This is a genomic window from Telluribacter sp., assembly GCF_035998675.1.
Taxonomy (GTDB): Bacteria; Bacteroidota; Bacteroidia; order Cytophagales; family Spirosomataceae; genus Telluribacter.
In genome coordinates, this window is sequence record NZ_DASYHI010000022.1 from 130627 (window position 1) to 152487 (window position 21861).

The window sequence follows — 21861 nt, forward strand, 5'->3', positions numbered from 1 at the left end:
CTGCTTAATAACAATTGTTTACGCCCATGAAATTGCTCCCCATTACCCTACTACTAGTTACCCTGATTGGTCCACTTCCCGAACCCAATCAGCGGCTGGCGCTGGCTGGTCAAACCCGGCCGGGTAGTGAAACCCAGGTGGGAACGCAGGAACTGGAAGCAGTACTTCGTAAATTGCAGGAGCGGTATCAGGTTTATTTCAACTACAACAGCCAGGCTGTACAGCATAAAGCTGTTGTCTTTGATGACCAGAAGGTACCGGAAGGCAATCTGGACCAGTACCTCCAGACGCTGCTTCGCCCCCTGGGCCTGAAGATTGAAAAAGTGCAGAACCGCAGGTACCTTATTTACGAGGAGACTCCGGCTACCTCCGCCCCTGCCAGGGGTCCGGTAGAACCTCGAACCGACAAAAGTGAAGCCCTGTTCACTGCCACCCTGGCCGGCAGGGTTACCGACGCCCAGACCGGCGAACCGTTGCCATTCGCTACCGTTTACCTTAACTCAACTACCAGGGGTACCACCACCGGCGAAGACGGAAGGTACCGGCTGCCGGGTATTCCCATGGGTACCGTTGAAGTTGTGGCTTCTTACGTAGGTTACGAATCAGGCAGCCAAACTATCCGGGTTACTACGGAGGGTGTTCGTACGCTTAACTTTTCTCTGAAACCATCGGCGAATATGCTCCGCAGTGTTACAATTGTGGGCCGCAAGAGCCGGGTCAGGAAGCGGCAACTCCGAAAATTTATGGATGAACTGATGGGGCTGAGCCCGTTCACGAGCCGGTGCGAACTCCTGAATGATTCGGTAGTGCTGTTTACGGAAGATCGGGGAAAGCTCATTGCCCAGGCCAGTGCGCCACTGGTCATAGAAAACCGGGCGTTAGGGTACCGTATTCATTATGATATGACTCATTTTGACACCTTTCGGCTCACAACTCACTACGCGGGTACAACCCGTTTTGAGGAACTCACGCCGGACAATCCAGATCAGGCCGAACGCTGGCAGCGCAATCGGCAAACTGCCTATAAAGGCTCCTCCCGCCACCTGCTGGCCAGCCTGATCACCGGCACCTACGAGCAGGAGGGTTTTTTGGTGTACCAAAGTAATATGACTCTGACCGACGCTAATTCTACAGCTCCCATTATGCAGTTTTCGGCACTACGTCGGGTCACATCTATTATTCCCGACAGCCTGTTCCAAGCAGGCGACCTTCCTTTCGAGCGGGTGTTCCGTACCATTCAGCCTTTGGAAATATTCCATTCCCGCATCTATACCCGCAATTCCCCTTATACCGACATGCCATATGCTTATTCCATCCTGACATTGCCGCAGGGTAAGGCCATAGTCACCACCGACGGCTGGGTATCGGTACCTATGGGTATGGAAATTAGAGGGTACCTGGGACAGGACCGGCTGGCCCGCCTGCTCCCGGCCGACTGGAAACCTACTAAAACAGCAGTAGTGCCCCTGTTGGCCGAAGCAGCAACCACAGGTACCCTGCTGGATTCAGATCAGGTACTTGACTCGCTGAGCAGGCAATGGCGCACCTACCAGCAAACTGTCTCACCCAACCTGTATCTACACCTGGACAAACCCTTTTACACCACCGGCGATACCTTGTGGCTGAGCGCCTATGTCCTAAAACAGGACGGCGAACAGCAAACTACCACTACCACCGTGGAAGCGGCAGAACCTGAGTCGCAGCCCGCTCTGCATGTGGAGTTGCTTACGGCGCAGGGACATCCCGTAGCTCACCAGTGGTTATCCATTGAGAATGCGCGCAGTTCAGGGTATTTACGTCTTTCGGATACACTTGCCACGGGTACCTACCGCTTGCGGGCCTATACCGAAGCGGACCGGGACCATCCCTTCCCCCCCTTTGAGCGTCTGGTACAGGTTCAGAACTGGCTCAAACCCGCCCCCCCCGGCAACAGCCGGGAAGTAGTCTCGGACGTGCAGTTCCTGCCCGAAGGCGGAAATATGGTAGTCGGGCATACTTCCCGATTGGGTATAAAAGCGCTGGACAGCCTGGGTCGGGGCCTATCGGTTTCAGGTCTAATTATAGATAGTAAGGGCAATGAAATATCATCTTTCGGTACCAATGCGCTGGGCATGGGCAGCATAGAACTTACTCCCTTACCGAATCAGAAGTACCAGGCCCTGATCAACCTCCGTAGCTATCCACTTCCCGTTGCCGAGGCTGAAGGATTGAGCCTGCGGGCCGACTGGCTCAGCGACAGTACCCTGCTTAAGCTCCGTATCCAGGCATCGGAAAGCCTGGTTAACCAGCCGGTGTACATAATCTTGCAAAGCCGGGGAACCTTACAGCAACAGGCAAAGCTACAACTGACGGAAGGCCGGGCAAGTCTGGAAGTACCTACGGCTAAACTTCCCCCGGGCATTGTACAAGTTACACTTTTTGATGCAGAGGGACGGCCCCAGGCCGAGCGGTTGGTGTATATACCAGAGCGGCTGAGCCCCGTACGGGTTGAACTACTACCCGACAAAACCCACTTCGAAGCTCGTGAACAGATGATCCTGAGCCTGCTCGTGCGGGATGGTACCAACGAACCGCTCTCCGCTTTTTTATCCGCTTCTGTTACCGACGCTGATCAGCTTCCGGCCGATACTTCGGCGGCGGACCTGCGCACGCACCTGCTCCTGTCGGGTGAACTGCGGGGTACCATCGAAAATCCCCGTTACTATACCCAGACCAACCAACCTGCCACCCGCCGGGCCCTCGACGACCTGCTGCTCACACAGGGCTGGCGACGCCTGAGCTGGAGCAAGCTTCCTGCACAATTGCCTACCAAAGTAGAGTCAGTACCAACGGCCGTAGTGCTTCATGGACGGGCCGTGGACAGGCGGAGTCGCCCGGTACCTAACGCTAAGCTCCTGTTCACCTTTACTGGCTCATCCCAGGCCTTTTCCATTTCGGTTCAGGCCAATGAGCAGGGCGTTTTTGCCCTGGGAAGGTTAGCATTCACCGATACCAGTCAGGTCCGGGTAATTATTATGAACCAGAACTTGAGGATAATTAAAGGCCGGGTATTGCTGAATGCTCCGGGAGCGACGTTTAGCGAAGTACCATTGCCGCTGGCTGATCCGGCAGACTGGGCGCAGCGTCATGAAAAGTACCTGACCCAGGCTCGTAACCGGCAGGAAATTTCGCCCGAACTATACCGGGAAAAAGGGGCACGGCTCCTTCAGGAAATTCGTATAAAAGGCAAAAAAGAAGATGCCGAAAGTGATGCCCGAAGGACCAGCATACACGGTACCCCCGACTACTCAATAACTTTTGATGAAAAATCGCGCAGCTACCCGAATGTATACGAAATGATCATGGGCCGGGTACCCGCAGTGAAAGTACTGAAAGGACCTAACGAAACCTATTCGGTTGTCGTCCGCGAGGCTGCCAATTTTCAGGGAAGGGTTTCTCCTTTGTTTGTAGTAGATGGGGTTTCCATTTTCAGTGAAACCGGTGATGAACTGAGCTATTTGAATCCGGCTGATGTGGAGCGTATTGAGTTTCTGGTGAACGGTGGAGCCGCCGCCTATGGTGCCAGGTCAGCGGGTGGGGTAATTGCCATATTTACCAAAAAGTGGCGTGCGGGTAAAGCTGGTAAGGAGGACAACGCCGATTTTGTCGTGCCAGGCTACGCGGCTAGGCGGCAGTACTACGTTCCTCGTTACGGCACCTCCTCCTCCACCGGGCGCCCTGACCTGCGGGATGTACTATACTGGCAACCCCTGATTACGACGGATAATCTTGGAAAATCTACCCTGCTTTTTCCCCTTTCCGATCACGCCCACACTTTGCGCGTTAGCATTCAGGGAATTACGGACCAGGGTGTACCGGTGTCGGTGGAGAAGCTCGTAAAGGTCCGGTAGGGAAAATAAGATTAAAGATCCGCGATGTACTTCTGGCCACCCAGCGCCCGCATCTGCCGGGCAATTTTACTGGTGCGCCCCTGCACGTAGGAAGAGGGGTTTTTGATGGAATACCGGATCGGGTTGGGGAGTACCGCGGCAATGCGGGCCGCTTCGTGGCGGGTCAGGTTTTTGGCCGGCTTACCATAAAAACGCTGCGCGGCGGCTTCCACTCCAAAAGTCATTTTGCCCGTTTCGGCTACATTGAGGTATACTTCCAGAATACGCTCCTTACCCCATATCAGCTCGATCAGGACCGTAAAATAAGCCTCCAGCGCCTTCCGGATATAGCTTCGGCCATTCCACAAAAACACGTTCTTGGCCACCTGCTGCGATATAGTACTGGCTCCCCGCGGCCGCTTCCGCTTTTCGGACATGGCATCCTGAATTTGTTCAAAATCAAATCCCCAGTGATTGGGAAATTCCTGGTCTTCGGAAGATACCACGGCCAGCGCTGCTTCCTTAGAGATATTTTCATAAGACACCCAGTCGTGGTATAGTTTGGTACTTTCTCCTTCTGCTGACGCTTCTCCTTTACGCACCAGCATCAGTGGCGTCACCCATACCGGCACTACCTTCAGCACCACGACCCAAATGACCGAGAGGATCAGGAAGTACAGGACAATCTTGAAAACTATAGCAAAAAAGAGACGCATAGGTACCTGAAGTCAATATCTGATTGTAAATCTTAAGCGCAAATGTCGCAAAGAGTAAGTACAAAGTACACGATGCCAGGGCGCTTTAGCCTAAAAAATAGTTTACCCTGTAAGCGACTTGACAATAAAAGGGTAACTGGCAGGACGAGACGACTTATCCATAAGTACCTGGCCTGGATTTGGGAAAATATTCTATTCCAATAAATCACTATCTTTATGAATACTCATTTGTTGACTTTTAGTTTTCTACTTATCATTACTCTTTCGGTACGGAGTGCTGCGCAGGGGCTTCCCAAACATACCTTTTCCAATGAATCTGTGGAACTCGTGACGGATTATGTAATTCTGGATGGACTTCTGATGGATAAAAACAGCCCCCTACTGGACAAACTGACCATAGTAAGGATGCAGAAAGTAAAGGACGCTCAGGAACTGAAAGAACTGGGGGTAAAAGATTTCAGTAAATCATATACTTTTTACCACTCAAAGCCTTCCGGGTTTTACGAATATGTTTTCAGATGGGCCAGAACCAACATGGTGGTTCCTTTTAGCCACTGGGATGTACACTTACCCCTGATCATCAATAACAAATTACTTACTCCTACTGACTATCAATCTCTTTCAGACTCGGATACTACCAGGATAAGAGCCATCGAATATGTACCCATGCATTCAGCAGGCCTGAAAGGGTACCCCACCGTAGTATACGGAGCCCTTAAAGTAGAGGTAAAAAAGTAGCTCTAAAACAGCTAAGTATGAACGAGGACTTCCTGAGTTTTGTGTGGCGTTACCAGTACTTTGAAGCTTCGGACCTGCGCAGCGAGTCGGGCGAATTGGTACGTATACTTCAGCCGGGGCAGCATAATACCAATGCGGGGCCTGACTTCACCAATGCCCGGGTGGTAATTGACGAAGTAGAATGGGCGGGCTGCGTGGAAATGCACGTCTATTCGTCGGACTGGCAGCAGCACCGGCACGCGCAGGACGCCGCTTACGAGAGCGTGGTACTGCACGTAGTATGGGAAGACGACCGACCCGTACGCCGCGACGATGGTACCCTGCTGCCTACCCTCAGCCTGAAAGGCCGCGTGGCGGGGCCGGTACGGGAGCGGTACGAGCAGCTGATGAACCAAACTGACCCCATTCCCTGCGCTCCCCAGTTCGGGGAGGTAGCGGCTATCCGGAAGCTTTCCATGCTGGACCGGGTACTGCTGGAACGGCTCGATAAAAAAGCGGATCTGGTACTTAGTCTTTGGGAAATGAACGGGAGAGACTGGGAAGAAACCACCTACCAGTGGTTGGCGCAGCACTTTGGTTTTAAACTCAACGCACCTCCTTTTCTCAGGCTGGCGCAACAACTCCCTTTAAAAACACTCCAGAAACACCGTGACAATAGTCTGCAAATAGAAGCCCTGCTTTTTGGAACGGCTGGCTTACTCCCTGAAACCACCACTAACGATTACGTACTGATCCTGAAACAGGAGTATAAATTTCTGGCTGCCAAGTACCGGCTGAAAGGAAAAGGTCCGGGGCTCCACGAATGGAAATTTATGCGGTTGCGGCCAGCGGGCTTCCCAACGGTACGGCTGGCTCAGCTGGCAGTATTAATTCAGCAACAGTCGGGTCTGTTTGCGGCACTTTGCTCGGCTCCGGACGTGGCTATCCTGCGAAAAATGTTCCGGGTAACGCAGTCTGACTACTGGAGGGAGCATTACCACTTTGGTAAAGTGGCCAAAGGCAAGGTACCCGCCCTGGGTGCCGATGCGGCCGATCTGCTGATTATTAACGTGGCTGTCCCTCTCCTGACTGCCTATGCCCGACAACGCGACCAGCCAGCCCTGCTCGACAAGGCCCTGGCGTGGCTGGAACAGCTACCAGCCGAAAACAACCACCTGACCCGCCAATGGGAAGAACTGGGGATGCGGGTAAAGACGTCCGCCGATTCGCAGGCCCTGATTGAGTGGTACAACCATTACTGTTCGGCCAAACGCTGCCTGGAATGTACAGTGGGTTTAGCGCTGCTACGGTCCGCTTAGCTGTTGCTTACCAGGCTTATTCCGGATAAAAGAAAAACAGTCCCGACCAGAAAAGGTACTATGGACTCCCATTTGGTAACAAAAAGACCCAGCACCGGTTCGTTGTCGGAAAGGAAGGCCACGCAGGCAAATAAGATAACAATAATACCCAGAATAGTAAGAAGTGCTCCGAAAAAGCGTTTAAAGCGAGTATTGTCCATTGATAGCAGGTAATTATAGTAGTTAGAACTTGGCTTATTGTTGGTACATTTAATCTGTATGGTACTGAGCAGGCAAACTAGTCGCCCCCTTCTACTCCAACCTTATTTTCTTTTTCCGCCAGTCCCAGCTTTCTTCCTTCCTCAACCATAAACGGATAGGCTTTTTCCATTTCATTGGGGATAATACCTTCCAGAATAGCCTCCCGGATGGCTTCTTTAATGATGCCTACTTCCCGTGACGGCTTTATACCGAAGGTTTGCATTATCATTTCTCCCGTAATGACCGGCTGAAAGCTACGTAGCTTATCCCGTTCTTCCAGGTCGTGCAGCCGCTCCTGCACAATATCGAAATTTTTTAAGTACCGCTTTACCCGCTCGGGATTTTTGGAAGTAATATCGGCCCGGCACAGCAGCATCAGGGCTTCCAGGTCTTCCCCGGCTTCGAACAGGAGTCGCCGCATGGCCGAATCGGTAATAGCTTCCTTGGAAAGTACAATGGGACGCAGGTGCAGCCGAACCATTTTCTTGACAAAGCGCATTTTTTCGTTCAAGGGTAGTTTCAGCCGACGAAAAATAGCCGGTACCATCCGGGCCCCTACCTCTTCGTGGTTATGGAAAGTCCACCCGGCTTTTTTGTCGAATCGCTTGGTAGCGGGCTTGGCTATGTCGTGCAGCAGCGCCGCCCACCGCAGCCACAGGTCCTGCGAGTTTTCTGACAGGTTATCAAGTACCTGCAGCGTATGGTAAAAATTATCCTTGTGTCCTTTGCCCTCGATATGCTCCACCCCCTGCAACTCTACCAGTTCCGGAAACATGATCTGCAAAAGGCCCGCGTGGTACAGGAGCTTAAAGCCGTAGGACGGGGTGGGTGACAGGACTATCTTGTTCAGCTCGTCAATGATCCGCTCGCCGGACACAATAGTGATCCGGTCCTTCATCTGTATAATTGCGTCGAAGGTATCGGGTTCAATGTCAAAGTTGAGTTGGGAAGCAAACCGGATGGCGCGCATCATGCGCAGGGGGTCGTCGGAGAAAGTAATGCCCGGTTCCAGTGGCGTCCGGACTATTTTCATGCGCAGGTCACGCATTCCTTCAAAGGGGTCAATGAGATCGCCGTAGCTGGCACCGTTCAGGCTGATACCCATGGCATTGATGGTAAAGTCGCGGCGTTTCTGGTCGTCCTCGAGGGTACCATCTTCCACCACCGGTTTACGGGAATCGGAACGGTAGGATTCCCGGCGGGCGCCTACAAACTCTACTTCCAGGTCGTCAAGCCGGATTTGGGCCGTACCAAAATTCCTGAAAACACTAACATGTACTCCTGCACCGAGCAACGCGGCCACCCGCTCGGCCAGATCAATACCACTGCCTACGCATACTATATCGATATCCTTGCCGGTCCGCTTCAGGAGCAGGTCCCGCACAAAACCTCCTATCACGTAGGCATCAACGCCCAGTTCCCGGGCCGCCCTGGCTACCGTTTCAAAAATGGGATACGCAGCTAATTTTTCTCTAAAATTCATGGGACAAAGGTAGTAATTAAACCCTACTGTTGGGAATCAGCAAAATAATCAGGCCATCCCGTCAGCCCTTTTTATGGACTTTTAAGCCTACCTCTTTCCACCTTTTCAGTCAAGTAGCTCAGCCCTATCCGGTACTTTCATTTGAATTAAATGCAGGATTTTCCTTACTTAGCTACTACATTATTATTTATTGGATTTCGTGAGGTATTTTGCAATTACACTTTTCTGGGTCGTTTTAGGATTAACAGCCCCGGCCTCCCGGGCCCAAACCCGAACTACTACCACGCAGCCTTCGTGGCAAAAACTTTACGTCATAAAGGACAAACGGTTTATTTCCCAGGGCGCCGACCGGGTGTTTTTCTGGCTGGGCGATACCGCCTGGGAATTGTTTCACCGTCTCAACCGGGAAGAAGCAGATCTATACCTGAAAAACCGGGCCGACAAAGGTTTCAATGTGATTCACGCCGTGGCGCTGGCCGAGTTTGACGGCCTGACCCAGCCCAACCAGTACGGGCAGCTCCCCCTGGTCAACAACGACCCTGCCCAGCCCAACGAAGCCTACTTCAAACACGTTGACTACGTGGTAGACAAAGCGGCGCAGTACAACCTGTTTATTGGCTTACTGCCCACCTGGGGGGATAAGTTTAACAAAAAATGGGGGGTAGGCCCGGAAATATTTACTTCTGAAAACGCGCGTATCTACGGCGAGTACCTTGGTCGGCGCTACCGCAATAAAAACGTAATCTGGATCCTGGGCGGCGACCGCAGTCCCGAAACAGAAACGCACTACAAAATAATACGGGCCATGGCGGAAGGTATCAGGGCCGGGGACGGTGGTTCGCGTCTGCAAACGTACCACCCCACGGGCGACTCCAATTCGGCGGGTTTTTTCCATCAGGATGCCTGGCTCAATCTGAATATGTACCAGTCCGGGCACGCCACCCGCGATAAGAAGAACTACGTGATGATGCGGCAGAATTACAACCTGTTCCCCGTAAAACCTACCCTGGACGGAGAACCTCGCTACGAAGACCACCCCATAAACTGGAAGCCGGAGCTGGGGTACTTTGATGACTTTGATGCCCGGCAGGCGGCCTGGTGGGCGGTACTTTCGGGTGGAGCCGGACATGTTTATGGATGTCACGACATCTGGCAGTTTTTTGACCCGGACCGTAATCCACCCGTTTCCTGGGCCCGTACCCATTGGAAACGCGCGCTGGACCTGCCGGGTGCCTACCAGATGGGCTACCTGCGACGCCTGATGGAGTCGCATCCGTGGTGGCGGCTGATGCCCGATCAAAGCCTGATCCAGAACAAAAATCCCGAGGATGGCGGGTACCAGGTGGCCGGTATTTCCGAAGATTCCGATTTTTTGCTGGCTTACTCGCCCTACGGTCGGCCCCTACAAATAGACCTGGCCCGACTGGCCGCCGCCCCCCGGCTGCTGGCCTACTGGTTCAATCCGCGCGACGGCAGGTCCATCCGCATTGGCGAAGTAGAGAACAAGGGCGTAGTGGAGTTTAAACCCTATGTAGCCGGCCCCGGTTCTGACTGGGTACTCGTGCTGGACGACGCTTCCAAAACCTGGGCCGGGTACGGGCTTAAAAAATAAGGTACTACTCGAAGCGCAGGTGCTTTACCGACGCCCCCGATTCGGCCAGTTCGGTGAGGGCATCAATACCTATTTCCAGGTGCTTTTGCACAAAATTGGACGTTACCTTTTTGTCGCTTTCTTCGGTTTTTACACCTTCGGGTACCATGGGGTTGTCCGACACGAGCAGCAGGGCACCGTGCGGAATAGAGTTAGCAAAGCCTACGATGAATATGGTTGCCGTTTCCATGTCAATAGCCAGGGCCCGTATATCGCGCAGGTACTCTTTGAAATCTTCATCGTGCTCCCAAATCCGGCGGTTGGTGGTGTATACCGTACCGGTCCAGTAGTCCATTTCGTGCTTGGCTATGCTGGATGACACTGTGCGCTGCAAACGGAAAGATGGCAGGGCGGGAATTTCGGAGGGCATGTAGTCGTCGGAGGTACCTTCGCCCCGGATGGCCGCGATTGGAAGTACCAGGTCACCAACCTGCGTTTTTTTCAAACCTCCGCATTTGCCCAGAAAAAGTACCGCCTTGGGTTCAAGGGCCGAAAGCAGGTCCATAACCGTAGCCGCCATGGGACTACCCATTCCAAAATTGATGATGGTAATATTATTGGCCGTGGCTGTTTGCATGGCGCGTCCGTACCCTTTTACCTCTACCCCAAACTTCTCGGCAAACATGGTTACGTAGTTGATGAAGTTGGTAAGCAGAATATACTGACCGAATTCTTCTACGGGAGTACCGGTATAGCGGGGCAGCCAGTTCTGGACGATCTGTTCTTTGGTGGTCATAGTTGTTGTACCTGTTTATAAATAAATTGATGTCCGGAGGAAAGAAATGCATATTTGGCGTTATGAAAACTGCTGTTTACTTTCGGCAATGGAACCGCTGAATCTTCCTCCTTTTGCCTACAAAGTTAAGGACATGGACGGGAAACCGTACATTTATGACCATATCCGGAAGAAATTCGTGGTACTTACGCCCGAAGAGTGGGTACGTCAGCACTTTATTCACCTGCTCATTAACCACTACGGCTATCCCAAATCCCTCTTTGCCGTCGAAACCGGCCTGCGCTACAACAAACTGTCCAAACGAACGGATATTTTAATCCTGAGTACCGAAGGTACCCCCTACCTGCTCGTTGAGTGTAAGGCTCCCCACGTACCGGTGTCGGCGGCTACCTTTGCCCAGATTGGCCGTTACAACTTTACGCTTCGCCCTACCTACCTGGCCGTCACCAACGGCATGGCTCACTACTGTTTTTCGGTGCAGGACGAGCAAATTATTTACCACGACGACTTCCCCCGCTTTGGCCGCTAAGTAAGTCTGGATTAACCTTGTAGAATGCAAAAGTCCGTGCGGCCATTAACCACACGGACTTTCTTACTCCAATAAAAATTTGAACTGATTACCTGGCAGCTACCAGTTTCACATCCAGTGTGAAATCATCGTAGATGAGGTTATCACCCAGGGTAGCCGCGTCAAAGAATGACTTGGAACGGAACTTCATGTCGTACTTGGAGCGGTCAACCGTGATAGTACCGGCTACCTGCGCACCGTTGGCAGTAGGGGTTACCGTTACGGGGAAAGTTACGGGCTTGGTTATGCCTTTGATCGTCAGGTTACCCGTTACATCGTACTTGTTGGCGCTGGTAGCCGTAGCATTGGTTACGACAAAGGTAGCGGTGGGGTGCTTTTCAACCGAGAAGAAATCTTCCGACTTCAGGTGACCTACCAGTTTACCGTTGTAGTTTTGGTCAGTCAGGTCCTCGTCTGTAATGGTAGTCATATCAGCCACGAACTTGCCACCTACCAGTTTGTTGCCATCCAGGGTAAAGCTACCTTCTTTCAGAGCTATTTTTCCGTAATGCTCACCGGTCACTTTCTTACCGTTCCACTTAATCTCACTCTTGGCGGGATCTACTTTGTAGCTAACGGCCTTGGCTTTGGTACCGTCTTCGGCTACTGCTACTGAGGAAATCAACATTACTGCGGCCATAACACTGGCAAATTGCTTGAACACTTTCATTGGTTTACTTGATTTGGTTGGTTGAAAATTGGAAATTTATTAAAAGCTTTTTATTCGGTTTTACGCAGTCGGTCAAGCAAATTACTCAGCTGATCGGCCTCTTCCGGAGACAGGGTATGGAGGTTTTTCTCCATCTCAAGTATTACCGGGTCGAGTTGTTCCAGTAATGACAACCCTTTTTCGGTAATAATAACGTCAACCGCCCGGCGGTCCGAGGGACAGGAATTGCGAATGAGCAGGTCTTTAGCCAATAGTTTGTCAACCAACCGGGAAGCATTGGAGGTTTTGTCGAGCATCCGCTCGGCGATGGCGTTCATCTTAATCGGATTAGGATGCTGCCCTTTCAGAATACGCAGTACATTGTACTGTTGAGGCGTAATGCCATACTCCCGCATCACTTCCAGTTGCTGATACATCAGCCAGTTGCTCGTATAGATCAAATTCACGGTAAGCCGGTGGTAGGGCGTCCGGAATTTTTTCTGCTTTATATCAGTTTCGATGGACATAGCTTCTTTCAGGATGATGCAAATTTAATGTATTAACATTTAATGTACAAACATTGATTGTACTTATTTTAGTTCCTCAAAACAAGTTACAAAAATAGTTGTACAGTAGATAGCTGTTACTACTACTAATTTATAATTCTACCCTAGTCGTTTTTTCAAGATCATAGCTATGCTTACACTCAGGCGGCCACTAATTCTGGCTTCTAATTCGCCCCGGCGGCAACAACTTATGAAGGAAGCTGGTTTTGAGTTTAGGGTGGAAGTAAGATCTACGGAGGAAGATTTCCCCCTGGATATGCCGCCAGCCGAAGTAGCTGAGTACCTGGCCCGTCACAAAGCCGAACAGTTCAGCCGGGACCTGGGCGAAGAGCTGGTACTTTGTGCCGATACCATTGTGGTAGTAGACAGTACCATCCTGAACAAACCCGCGGACGCGGCGGAAGCCGGTACGATGCTCCGGATGCTGTCGGGCCGGACCCACCAGGTTATTACGGGGCTTTGCCTCCTGAGTGGCGAGGGTAGCCAGGTGGTTAGTGATGTGGCTCATGTAACCTTCCGTGAGCTGGTCCAGATGGAAATTGACTACTACATTCAGCAGTACCGCCCTTTTGATAAAGCGGGCGCCTATGGTATACAGGAATGGATCGGGATGGTAGGAATTGAACGGATTGAAGGCTCTTACTATACCATTATGGGCTTGCCGGTACACAAGGTTTATCAGCTACTCAAGAGCTATGTCCGGTAAAAAGAGGCTAAGCAGGTACCCGTTTTTTAGTTAGTAAAAACCGGACTTTTTATGTCTTTACCCCGAGTCTGTTACGAAATTTTTGTCCGCTCCTTCTGCGATTCCAATGGCGACGGAATCGGAGATCTGAACGGTATTACCTCCAAACTGGACTACCTGCAGGACCTGGGGATTGAAGCCATCTGGCTAACACCCATTCACCCCTCCCCTTCTTACCACAAGTACGATATAACGGACTACTATGCCGTGGAGCCGGAGTACGGTACTTTGGAAGACTTCCGGCGGTTGCTGTCCGAAGCCCACCGGCGCAACATTCACCTGTATCTGGACCTGGTCGTTAACCATACCAGTACGCGGCACCCCTGGTTTCGGGCGGCCAGCACGGGTACTGCTACTCCCTACCGCTCGTTTTACTGGTGGATGACCCAGCAGCAAATTGAAAAAAGGGGCATCGGACGCCGCCAGCTGACGGCCGACTCCTGGGAAGCTAATCCGTGGCACGAGGTGGCCGGAGCACCGGAAAAGTACTACGGTATGTTTACGCACAGCATGCCGGATTTGAATTATGACTCGCCCCTGCTCCGGGAGGAAGTTTATAAGATTGTGGACTTCTGGCTCAATGAGGTGGGCGTAGATGGATTCCGGCTCGATGCGGCCCGGCACATTTACCCCTACTGGGAAAAAGACCGCAATCCGGTTTTTTGGGAGGAATTCGGAAAGCAGGTGGAAATAATTAAACCAGGTACTTATACCGTGGGAGAAGTTTGGGCCGACGCCCACGAAGTAGCTCCTTATTTCAAAGGACTCAAGGCCAACTTCCATTTTGACCTGAGCTACGCTTTACAGCAAATATTGCTGGAAGGTACCCACAAAAACCTGGTCAGCAAACTCCGGGACGATTATTCCGTATTTCGTTCCAGCAATCCGGCCTTTATTGACGCTACCATGCTCACCAACCACGACCAGAACCGGATTGGCAGCGTAGTAGAGGGAGATGTGGCCCGGATGAAGCTGGCCGCCGCGTTGCTCCTTACGCTGCCCGGACAGCCCTACCTCTACTACGGAGAAGAAATAGGTATGCTGGGCAAGAAACCCGACGAGCGAATCCGGGAGCCATTCATCTGGACCGAGGACCGGCACGACCCCCAGCGGGCGCTCTGGATCAGGCCCAGGTACTCCCGTCGTGGTACCGTCCGGCCTTTGTCCCGGCAGCAGCCGGACCCTACCTCTCTGTTTAATCATTACCGGCAGCTCATCCGGTTGCGTAAAGCCGAACCAGCCCTGGCGCAGGTACAGCAGCCAAATCTGGCCGAAGCCCGTCTCCCAAACGATAGCCTGCTGGCTTACTACCGCACGCATTCGGAACGTCCGGTGCTGATCATTCACAACCTGCGGGGCATGGCCCAAACCGTTCATCTAGCGGGTACTATGCAAAACTACCGGAACGTTTTGTTTTCCACGGATGCTTCGGTGGGCCTGCAAAAAGATACCATTCAACTGGCTCCTTATGGCAGTGTAATCCTGGTTTAAGGGATTTGAGCGGGTACTTTCCGTTAGTACCTAGGGGAGCTTTGAGTTCAAATTGTGGATTTTTCCGCTGGCGGCTAACTATTTTTTTCGTAAATTCAGGGTATCAACAGGTTCTAAGTACCATGCAGGCTATTCTTGTTCCTACCGATTTTTCGACCAACTCCCAGAAAGCGCTGGAAATAGCGGCCGGGTTGGCGGTGCAGGCTAACGCGGAACTGGTACTTCTTAATGTAGGGGATAATGTAACAAATACCTCGCCCATTCAGGAGTTTGTCACATTTGACCAAAACAGCCGCGGCGGACTGACCCAGAACGCCAGGGACTACATGGTTGAGCTCAGGCGGGAGTTAATGGAGAATCCAGCTTTTGTCCCGTTAAAAATTCGAGCGGAATTTTACAAAGGCTCGCTGGTACCGATTATTGAAAACTACGCCGAACAATACAATATAGATTTGATTGTGATGGGTACCCGGGGTGCCAGCGGGCTGGAGGAACTGCTCATTGGGTCAAACACCGAAAAGGTAATTCGCCGGGCCTGCTGTCCGGTACTGGCGGTACCGCAGGAAGCCAAAACCGGAAAAATAACTTCCGTGGTTTTTCCTAGTACCCTAAAAGATAACCAGAAGGTAGTGTTCCGTCGGATGGCGGCTATCCAGAAGACTTTAGGTACCGGTATTCAGGTACAAGTACTCTACATTAATGACCCGGCGGGGCTGGGCAGCGAGGAGGCCATTCAGCAACGCTTTAGGGAATTGATATCGGACAGCCAATTGCTAAATACCACTTTCCACCTGAAAGGAGCGCTGGACCTGGACGAAGGGGTGGAGATACTGCGGTTTGCCAAAGAACAACAGGCGGATATTATTGCCATGGGAACCCACCAGCGACGCGGCCTTTCCCACCTGCTGCTGGGGAGTATGACCGAAGATACTGTTAACCACTCCGAAATACCGGTACTTACCATTCCCATTCGATAAGTTAACAGTACCGGTCGCTCCGGGTTTCAGTAGAGAGTTTGGGGGCCTGTGCTTTATATCAAAAACTCATTCTGACCCTTTGCGCTACGCTCTCCCCCAATGAAAACCTCTCTATTTCCCCTTATGGCTACCGCGGCTATTACGCTTACCACCCTTAGTACTTCCCAACCGGCCACAGCCCAGGCTGTATACCCCAGCATCGGGCAGGTTGTTTATCAGGATGCCGGCCTGGAAAAACTACTCCCGAAGGGCACCCCCATTGAAGTACTGGCCTCGGGCTTTGTCTGGTCCGAAGGACCCATCTGGATAAAAAATGGCAACTACCTGCTCTTCTCGGATGTACCCCAGAATATTATTTTTAAATGGAGCGAGCAGGACGGGCTTTCCGAGTTTCTTAAGCCTTCGGGTTATACCGGCCGGGGTACCTACAGTGAAGAACCCGGCAGCAATGGTCTTACGCTCGACCGCCAGGGACGGCTAATTGCCTGCGAGCACGGCGACCGCCGGGTGTCGGCCATGCCGCTGACCGGCGGCGGAAAATGGACCCTGGCCGATCGCTACCAGGGCAAACGATTCCATAGCCCCAATGACGTAGTACAGCATCCCACGCAGGATAGCTACTACTTCACTGACCCTCCCTACGGTTTACCCAAACGACAGGACGACCCCACCAAAGAACTCCCGCACTACGGGGTATACCGGGTAACGCCCGATGGCACGGTAACCCTGCTGGTCAGTGACCTGACCCGACCCAACGGCCTGGCTTTTTCGCCCGACGGCAAAACCCTGTACGTGGCGCAGTCGGACCCGGAGCGGGCTATCTGGATGGCTTATCTGGTACTGGCCGATGGAACCGTGGGCAAAGGCCGGTTGTTATACGATGCAACTCCCATGGTAAAGCAGGGACTTCCCGGCCTGCCCGATGGTTTTAAGCTGGACAAGGACGGAAACCTGTGGGCCACGGGACCGGGTGGCGTACTTATCATTTCTCCCGACGGTAAACTGCTGGGCCGGATTGATACCAAACAGGCTACCGCTAACTGCGCCTGGGGCAATGATGGAAGTACCTTGTACATAACCGCCGACGGCTATTTATGCCGGATTAGAACAAATACGCGGGGAGCGGGTTTTTAAGGTATGAAAATTGCATCTAAGTAGCTATTTTTATGACAATTACGTGCCAGAAACTAAATTATTTATTACCTTTTGATAAATCTTTCAATATCACGAACTTCGTGGCGTTCTTGGTGAGAACAGCAAAATTGTGTTGATTGGGATGCTTGAAAATCGTCGCTTTGTCATTATTGGATTTTTCATTTTTGTAGGAATTGCCTATCTGTTCAGGCTGTTTCACCTGCAGGTCTTGGATGAAAGTTATTCGATTGAATCGTCCAGTAACTCCATCAAAAGGGTTATAGAAGTACCTTTCCGTGGCCAGATCTATGACCGCTACGGCAAGCTTATTGTCTATAACACACCCGTCTACGATCTGATGGTCACGCCTTACAAAGCTAAGGTGCAGGATACCCTTACGCTCTGTAATCTTCTGGGGATTGAGCGTTCAGACTTTGACAGCCTGATGCTGGCCGCCCGTACCTACTCACGAAATAAGCCCTCCCTGTTCCTCCGCCAGCTATCCAAGGAAGACCTGGCCCGGATTCAGGATATTATGGTGGATTATCCTGGTTTTGAATTTGTAAAAAGCTCCCTCCGCAATTATTCCGCTCCTGTTCTGGCCAATACGGTTGGCTACGTCAGTGAAATTACCAAAGGCCAGATTGAAAAGCAGGAAGGTGAATACTACCATCAGGGCGATTACGTGGGCCAGAGCGGGATTGAAAAGTACTACGAAGAGCAGCTGCGCGGCAAACGCGGGATAAAGTTTGTGATGCAAAACGTAAGTGGTGTGGCCAAAGGCTCCTGGAAAGACGGAGAACTTGACACCAGTGCCATTGCCGGTCAAAACCTCTTCACGGGCATTGACCTGATGGTACAGCACTACGCCGACAGCCTCATGAAAAATAAGGTAGGTAGTGTAGTAGCGATTGAGCCCAAGACGGGGCAGATTATCACCATGGTTTCGGCCCCAACCTATGACCCCAGTATACTGGCTACCCGCCATTTCTCCAAAAACTATTCGGTACTGGCCATTAATCCTTACAAGCCGCTGTTTAACCGGCCCGTTATGGCCAGCTACCGGCCGGGCTCTACGTTTAAACTGATTCAGGCGCTGGTGGCCCTGCAGGAAGGAGTTATAACGCCCGGTACCGGTTTCGGGCACGCCGGGTCGCCGGTTAAGTGCCACGGGCACCCCGCTACTTCCGATGTAGCTACCGGCGTGAGGTACTCGTGTAACCCGTATTTCTACCACGTCTTTAAGCGACTCATTTATAACAATTCTATCACCAATACTTTTGCCGCCTCGGCCAAGGGAGTCAGTGACTGGAATGCCCGGGTAAGTAAGTTTGGAATAGGTGAACGACTGGGAATAGACCTGCCCAGTGAATACAAAGGAAACCTGCCCGACCAGAAGTACTATGATAAAATCTACGGAGAAAGCCGCTGGAAGTTCTCCAATATTTACTCGTTAAGTATCGGCGAGGGAGAGATTCTTATTACGCCCCTCAAAATGGCCAACGTAGCCGCAATTATCGCCAACCGTGGTTACTACTATACCCCTCACGTGGTAAGTGGTATTGGTCAAAAGGACAATCCGCTTCCGGAATTCAAAGTGCGCCACGAAACGGGTATAGATGCCAAACATTTCGAAACCATTATTCCGGGAATGATTGGCGCGGTGGAAGGGGGTACCGTAATGGGCCTGGCCCGGATTGACAGTATTCAGATCGCGGGCAAAACCGGTACTTCGCAAAACAAAAAAGGAAAGGATCACTCCATATTTATTGCTTTTGCCCCGGCGCACGACCCCAAAATCGCCATTGCTGTGTTTATCGAGAACGCGGGCTTTGGAGGGGTGGCGGCCGCTCCCATTGCCAACCTGATTATCGAAAGGTACCTCAAACGCAAGACCAAGAATAAGGTACTCGAAAACTACGTCCTCACGCGGGATTATATGCCTAATGTGGTATTACCAGGCAGCGCTCCCAAAGCACCGGCCAAAAAGGACACCAGCAAGAAGAAGGAACCAGCCTCGGCCCCCATTGCCACTACCAAAAAGGAAGGAGTAGACAAGTCCAGAATGGCGGTAGTATCGTCCGGAAACTAAGTGTCCCGCCTACCGGAAACCTTGACCCAGAAAACACATTTAAGTACCGTACCCCCTCAAACTGTCGGCTAGAAAATGGCTCGTAATCAACAAATTACTCAAAATCTCGATTGGATCGCCGTCCTGATTTACATCCTGTGTGTAATGATGGGATGGTTCAATATCTACGCGGCCGTTTACAGTCCGGAGGTACCTACCAGTATCTTTGACATGGCCCATAACGCCGGTAAGCAGCTTATGTGGTTAGGTACTACCACGCTCCTGATTACAGCTATCCTGGTTATTGACCATAAGTTTTATGAGACATTCGCCTACATCATTTACGGGCTTGTGATCCTGTTGCTGATAGCGGTACTTTTCATTGGATCCGATATCAACGGTTCCCATTCCTGGATCAAAATAGGTGCCTTTTCTATTCAGCCCGCCGAATTTGCCAAATTAGGTACCAGTCTGGCGCTGGCCAAGTACCTCAGCGACCCGACCGTGAGCCTGACCCGGTCGTGGAAAGAGTACTTGCCCATTGCGGGCTTTATCGGACTGCCGTCACTCCTCATCCTGCTTTCGAACGAAACGGGTTCCATGCTGGTATTTGCGGCTTTTGTCATTATGCTTTACCGCGAGGGCCTGCCCGGTATTATCCCCGCCGTTGGTATTATCATGGCCGTTCTGGTGGTGATGACCCTGCTGGTTTCCAACTGGTTTATCGTAGCCGGAATTATTACGCTGGCGGGACTTATTATCTGGTTTATGCCCAAAACTACCCGACGGCAGGGTGGCTTGCTGGCTACGCTGGTGGTGGCGGTTTTTATGACCGGGGTGGTAGTTGGGGTAGATTTCTTTATAAATAACGTGCTGCAAAAACACCAGCGCAGCCGGATTATGGTACTTGTGGACCCCGACTCCGACCCGCGCGGCGCCGGCTGGAACGTGATTCAATCCAAAATTGCCATCGGGTCCGGGCGCCTCATGGGGAAAGGGTTTCTGGAAGGTACCCAAACCAAATTTGACTTTGTGCCCGAGCAAAGTACCGACTTTATTTTTTGTACCGTGGGCGAAGAACACGGCTTTATCGGCGCGTCCATTGTGGTGGTTCTTTTCGTCGGGCTCATTGGTCGGCTAATTGTACTGGCCGAGCGGCAGCGAACGCGCTTTGCGCGGGTTTATGGCTACTGCGTAGCGGGTATCATGTTTTTCCACTTCATGGTCAACATCGGCATGACCATCGGCCTCATGCCCGTAATTGGTATTCCGCTGCCCTTTTTCAGCTACGGGGGGTCTTCGTTGTGGTCGTTTTCAATCCTTCTTTTTATTTTCCTGAAAATTGACTCGCAGCGCCCCTACACCCTCTCGCGTACCTGATCATGGCTCTTATCAGCAGGAAAAAGATACCATACCTCATCAGTACCGAGCTGCGGGAGTACCTCACCAAGTACCAGCGGGAAGTACCCCTCAGTATCCATTACTCTGACCTGCACCGGTATTCCAACGCCATTTCGCTGTACGACCCCCGGGGCAATGACACGCTGTGGCTGTCGGTCTTTTACGAATCCAGCGATACACAAGATATCTTTTATGCCCTAAAGACGATTTACGCCCACCTGAAAGTCGACGGGGATCTGTCTATTCTGAATCACCTTTCGGTGGATCGGGTAGACCTGTGTACCTACGGTAACACGCGCCCGTTTCGGGTCCGGATTGTAAATCAGATTAACGACAACTTTGATTACTTCTATATCAAGCACGCCGATGCCTCGCGGGTATACGGGCTGGAACTGGAAGATATTTTTTCGCCCAATCAGGTCAGTTACCTGACCAGTGGCAACTCGCTGGTGGAGGAGCATATAGTCGGGATTCCCGGCGATGTATTCATGAAAACTTACCTGACCGACCCCAACCTGAACCACATCCGGTTGTGCAAGGAGTTTGTGAAATTTAACGAGCGCTGCTTTGTGCGGCTGCTGGGCGACATGCACTCCAGCAACTTTATTGTAGACATTACCCCCGATTTTGAAGAAGTATACTACCGGCTGCGGGCCATAGATTTTGACCAGCAGTCGTACGAGGGAAAGAAATCAGTGTACATGCCCCAGTACTTCCGGCAAAATAACCCCATTATTGAGCTGGGAATAAAGTACATGACTTCCGAAAGCGTGCGCCAGTACCAGATGGAGGAACGCTCCCAGATTGCCACCCGTATGCGGATTGAAAAGTCCCGTGCGAATGACATACTGGATGTAATGGAAAATGATCAGCTGTCGAGTCCGGAATACATAGCCCAACTGCGTCACGAACTGGCCCGTCACTACCGCCATCAGGCCTTTCTGGAGTGCCGAACCATGGGACAATTGGTCCGCAAAAGCCTGGAGCTGGTCTCCAGTCACTAAGCCAGCTTACCGGCAGCAAGTAACAGTAATATCCAGCCCACTATCAGCAACAACCCACCAATGGGCGCAACGGCTCCGAATTTGGTGATTCCGGTAAAGCAGATGGTATACAAAGAACCCGAGAAGATAAGGACTCCCCCCATAAAAGCATAGCCCGACCAGCCCAGCCAACGGACCGCTTCGTCGCCCGCCCGCTGCATCAGCAGACCAATTACGACCAGCATGATGGCGTGGTAAAACTGGTACTTCACGGCTGTTTCGAAGGTATCGGCGCGGCCTGCTGCTTCCAGCGAAGCCCTTAGCGCGTGCGCGCCGAAAGCTCCCAGCGCTACCGCCAAAGCACCCAGAAGGGCCCCTGCCTGTATCATCAACTTCATCTTTTTTCAGGTTTGGTCATTTTTGCAAAGGTACTCGCTCAGCCCCTGCTTTCAACTTCATGAACAAAAAAGTTCTCCCTTATTACCTAAAATACCTTTCGCTCTGGTACTATTTTTTTGCAGCTTTTGTGGCCGCTATTCCTGCGT

General features: G+C 51.8%; 19 protein-coding genes. 12 read left to right on the top strand and 7 right to left on the bottom strand.

Features of this window, described 5'->3' with window-relative positions; all coding sequences use genetic code 11:
- Positions 1-26 precede the first annotated feature (26 nt).
- Positions 27-3890 carry a carboxypeptidase-like regulatory domain-containing protein gene (locus VGN67_RS19970; RefSeq protein WP_327488665.1) on the top strand — a complete coding sequence of 1288 codons (3864 nt, stop codon included), beginning with the start codon at positions 27-29 and terminating at the stop codon, positions 3888-3890.
- Positions 3891-3901: 11 nt separating this feature from the next.
- On the opposite strand, the gene mtgA is transcribed toward VGN67_RS19970, so the two are convergent.
- Positions 3902-4585, bottom strand: a complete 684-nt coding sequence (mtgA, locus tag VGN67_RS19975) for a monofunctional biosynthetic peptidoglycan transglycosylase (protein ID WP_327488666.1) — start codon at positions 4583-4585, stop codon at positions 3902-3904.
- A gap of 216 nt (positions 4586-4801) precedes the next feature.
- Between mtgA and VGN67_RS19980 the strand changes: the two genes are divergently transcribed.
- A complete protein-coding gene (locus VGN67_RS19980; protein WP_327488667.1) occupies positions 4802-5323 on the top strand; it encodes a hypothetical protein in 522 nt (173 codons plus the stop codon).
- Positions 5324-5340: 17 nt separating this feature from the next.
- Entirely contained in the window at positions 5341-6621 is a 1281-nt protein-coding gene (locus VGN67_RS19985) for a DUF2851 family protein (protein WP_327488669.1), read from the top strand.
- On the opposite strand, the gene VGN67_RS19990 is transcribed toward VGN67_RS19985, so the two are convergent.
- Both VGN67_RS19990 and VGN67_RS19995 read right to left on the bottom strand, forming a co-directional pair.
- Positions 6618-6821: a hypothetical protein gene (locus VGN67_RS19990; RefSeq protein ID WP_327488670.1), complete on the bottom strand. Its 204-nt coding sequence runs from the start codon at positions 6819-6821 to the stop codon at positions 6618-6620. The genes VGN67_RS19985 and VGN67_RS19990 overlap by 4 nt on opposite strands.
- 77 nt (positions 6822-6898) lie before the next feature.
- Positions 6899-8344 (bottom strand): CCA tRNA nucleotidyltransferase, encoded by a 1446-nt coding sequence (locus VGN67_RS19995; RefSeq protein WP_327488672.1) that lies wholly within the window; start codon positions 8342-8344, stop codon positions 6899-6901.
- Between the two features lie 199 nt (positions 8345-8543).
- Here VGN67_RS19995 and VGN67_RS20000 point away from each other — a divergent pair, with 199 nt between their 5' ends.
- Positions 8544-9956, top strand: coding sequence for a glycoside hydrolase family 140 protein (locus tag VGN67_RS20000; RefSeq protein WP_327488673.1), 1413 nt, complete (start codon positions 8544-8546; stop codon positions 9954-9956).
- A 4-nt stretch (positions 9957-9960) separates the two neighbouring features.
- On the opposite strand, the gene VGN67_RS20005 is transcribed toward VGN67_RS20000, so the two are convergent.
- The gene (locus VGN67_RS20005; protein ID WP_327488674.1) at positions 9961-10731 is read right to left on the bottom strand and encodes an AMP nucleosidase; all 771 of its coding nucleotides are present in this window, start codon (positions 10729-10731) and stop codon (positions 9961-9963) included.
- Between the two features lie 88 nt (positions 10732-10819).
- On the opposite strand from VGN67_RS20005, the gene VGN67_RS20010 reads away from it, so the two are divergent.
- Positions 10820-11260 carry a type I restriction enzyme HsdR N-terminal domain-containing protein gene (locus VGN67_RS20010; protein ID WP_327488675.1) on the top strand — a complete coding sequence of 147 codons (441 nt, stop codon included), beginning with the start codon at positions 10820-10822 and terminating at the stop codon, positions 11258-11260.
- A gap of 88 nt (positions 11261-11348) precedes the next feature.
- Here VGN67_RS20010 and VGN67_RS20015 read toward each other — a convergent pair whose 3' ends face one another.
- On the bottom strand, positions 11349-11969 hold the full coding sequence (locus tag VGN67_RS20015) for a YceI family protein (RefSeq protein ID WP_327488676.1): 621 nt from the start codon (positions 11967-11969) through the stop codon (positions 11349-11351).
- Between the two features lie 50 nt (positions 11970-12019).
- The gene (locus tag VGN67_RS20020; RefSeq protein ID WP_327488677.1) at positions 12020-12475 is read right to left on the bottom strand and encodes a MarR family transcriptional regulator; all 456 of its coding nucleotides are present in this window, start codon (positions 12473-12475) and stop codon (positions 12020-12022) included.
- Positions 12476-12644: 169 nt separating this feature from the next.
- On the opposite strand from VGN67_RS20020, the gene VGN67_RS20025 reads away from it, so the two are divergent.
- From VGN67_RS20025 to VGN67_RS20055, 7 genes are all read left to right on the top strand, one after another.
- Positions 12645-13220, top strand: a complete 576-nt coding sequence (locus VGN67_RS20025) for a Maf family protein (protein ID WP_327488678.1) — start codon at positions 12645-12647, stop codon at positions 13218-13220.
- Positions 13221-13271: 51 nt separating this feature from the next.
- Positions 13272-14750: an alpha-amylase family glycosyl hydrolase gene (locus VGN67_RS20030; protein ID WP_327488679.1), complete on the top strand. Its 1479-nt coding sequence runs from the start codon at positions 13272-13274 to the stop codon at positions 14748-14750.
- A 122-nt stretch (positions 14751-14872) separates the two neighbouring features.
- Positions 14873-15727, top strand: a complete 855-nt coding sequence (locus tag VGN67_RS20035; RefSeq protein WP_327488680.1) for a universal stress protein — start codon at positions 14873-14875, stop codon at positions 15725-15727.
- A gap of 123 nt (positions 15728-15850) precedes the next feature.
- Positions 15851-16861, top strand: a complete 1011-nt coding sequence (locus VGN67_RS20040) for an SMP-30/gluconolactonase/LRE family protein (protein ID WP_327488858.1) — start codon at positions 15851-15853, stop codon at positions 16859-16861.
- Positions 16862-17003: 142 nt separating this feature from the next.
- The gene (locus VGN67_RS20045; protein ID WP_327488681.1) at positions 17004-18953 is read left to right on the top strand and encodes a penicillin-binding transpeptidase domain-containing protein; all 1950 of its coding nucleotides are present in this window, start codon (positions 17004-17006) and stop codon (positions 18951-18953) included.
- A gap of 75 nt (positions 18954-19028) precedes the next feature.
- A complete protein-coding gene (gene rodA / locus VGN67_RS20050) occupies positions 19029-20312 on the top strand; it encodes a rod shape-determining protein RodA (protein WP_327488682.1) in 1284 nt (427 codons plus the stop codon).
- 2 nt (positions 20313-20314) lie between these two features.
- Entirely contained in the window at positions 20315-21337 is a 1023-nt protein-coding gene (locus VGN67_RS20055; RefSeq protein ID WP_327488683.1) for a hypothetical protein, read from the top strand.
- Here VGN67_RS20055 and VGN67_RS20060 read toward each other — a convergent pair.
- Complete coding sequence (locus VGN67_RS20060; protein ID WP_327488684.1) at positions 21334-21714, bottom strand: DUF423 domain-containing protein; 381 nt, start codon at positions 21712-21714, stop codon at positions 21334-21336. The genes VGN67_RS20055 and VGN67_RS20060 overlap by 4 nt on opposite strands.
- Positions 21715-21861: the final 147 nt, after the last annotated feature.

Bases quoted from the DNA above. Each gene is read 5' to 3' on its own strand.
- VGN67_RS20025 (WP_327488678.1), top strand. From the start codon at position 12,645: ATGCTTACACTCAGGCGGCCACTAATTCTGGCTTCTAATTCGCCCCGG.
- rodA (WP_327488682.1), top strand. From the start codon at position 19,029: ATGGCTCGTAATCAACAAATTACTCAAAATCTCGATTGGATCGCCGTC.
- VGN67_RS19990 (WP_327488670.1), bottom strand. From the start codon at position 6,821: ATGGACAATACTCGCTTTAAACGCTTTTTCGGAGCACTTCTTACTATT.
- VGN67_RS20045 (WP_327488681.1), top strand. From the start codon at position 17,004: ATGCTTGAAAATCGTCGCTTTGTCATTATTGGATTTTTCATTTTTGTA.
- VGN67_RS20005 (WP_327488674.1), bottom strand. From the start codon at position 10,731: ATGACCACCAAAGAACAGATCGTCCAGAACTGGCTGCCCCGCTATACC.
- VGN67_RS20040 (WP_327488858.1), top strand. From the start codon at position 15,851: ATGGCTACCGCGGCTATTACGCTTACCACCCTTAGTACTTCCCAACCG.
- VGN67_RS19995 (WP_327488672.1), bottom strand. From the start codon at position 8,344: ATGAATTTTAGAGAAAAATTAGCTGCGTATCCCATTTTTGAAACGGTA.
- VGN67_RS20035 (WP_327488680.1), top strand. From the start codon at position 14,873: ATGCAGGCTATTCTTGTTCCTACCGATTTTTCGACCAACTCCCAGAAA.
- VGN67_RS19985 (WP_327488669.1), top strand. From the start codon at position 5,341: ATGAACGAGGACTTCCTGAGTTTTGTGTGGCGTTACCAGTACTTTGAA.
- VGN67_RS20015 (WP_327488676.1), bottom strand. From the start codon at position 11,969: ATGAAAGTGTTCAAGCAATTTGCCAGTGTTATGGCCGCAGTAATGTTG.
- VGN67_RS20020 (WP_327488677.1), bottom strand. From the start codon at position 12,475: ATGTCCATCGAAACTGATATAAAGCAGAAAAAATTCCGGACGCCCTAC.
- VGN67_RS20060 (WP_327488684.1), bottom strand. From the start codon at position 21,714: ATGAAGTTGATGATACAGGCAGGGGCCCTTCTGGGTGCTTTGGCGGTA.
- mtgA (WP_327488666.1), bottom strand. From the start codon at position 4,585: ATGCGTCTCTTTTTTGCTATAGTTTTCAAGATTGTCCTGTACTTCCTG.
- VGN67_RS19970 (WP_327488665.1), top strand. From the start codon at position 27: ATGAAATTGCTCCCCATTACCCTACTACTAGTTACCCTGATTGGTCCA.
- VGN67_RS19980 (WP_327488667.1), top strand. From the start codon at position 4,802: ATGAATACTCATTTGTTGACTTTTAGTTTTCTACTTATCATTACTCTT.
- VGN67_RS20055 (WP_327488683.1), top strand. From the start codon at position 20,315: ATGGCTCTTATCAGCAGGAAAAAGATACCATACCTCATCAGTACCGAG.
- VGN67_RS20010 (WP_327488675.1), top strand. From the start codon at position 10,820: ATGGAACCGCTGAATCTTCCTCCTTTTGCCTACAAAGTTAAGGACATG.
- VGN67_RS20030 (WP_327488679.1), top strand. From the start codon at position 13,272: ATGTCTTTACCCCGAGTCTGTTACGAAATTTTTGTCCGCTCCTTCTGC.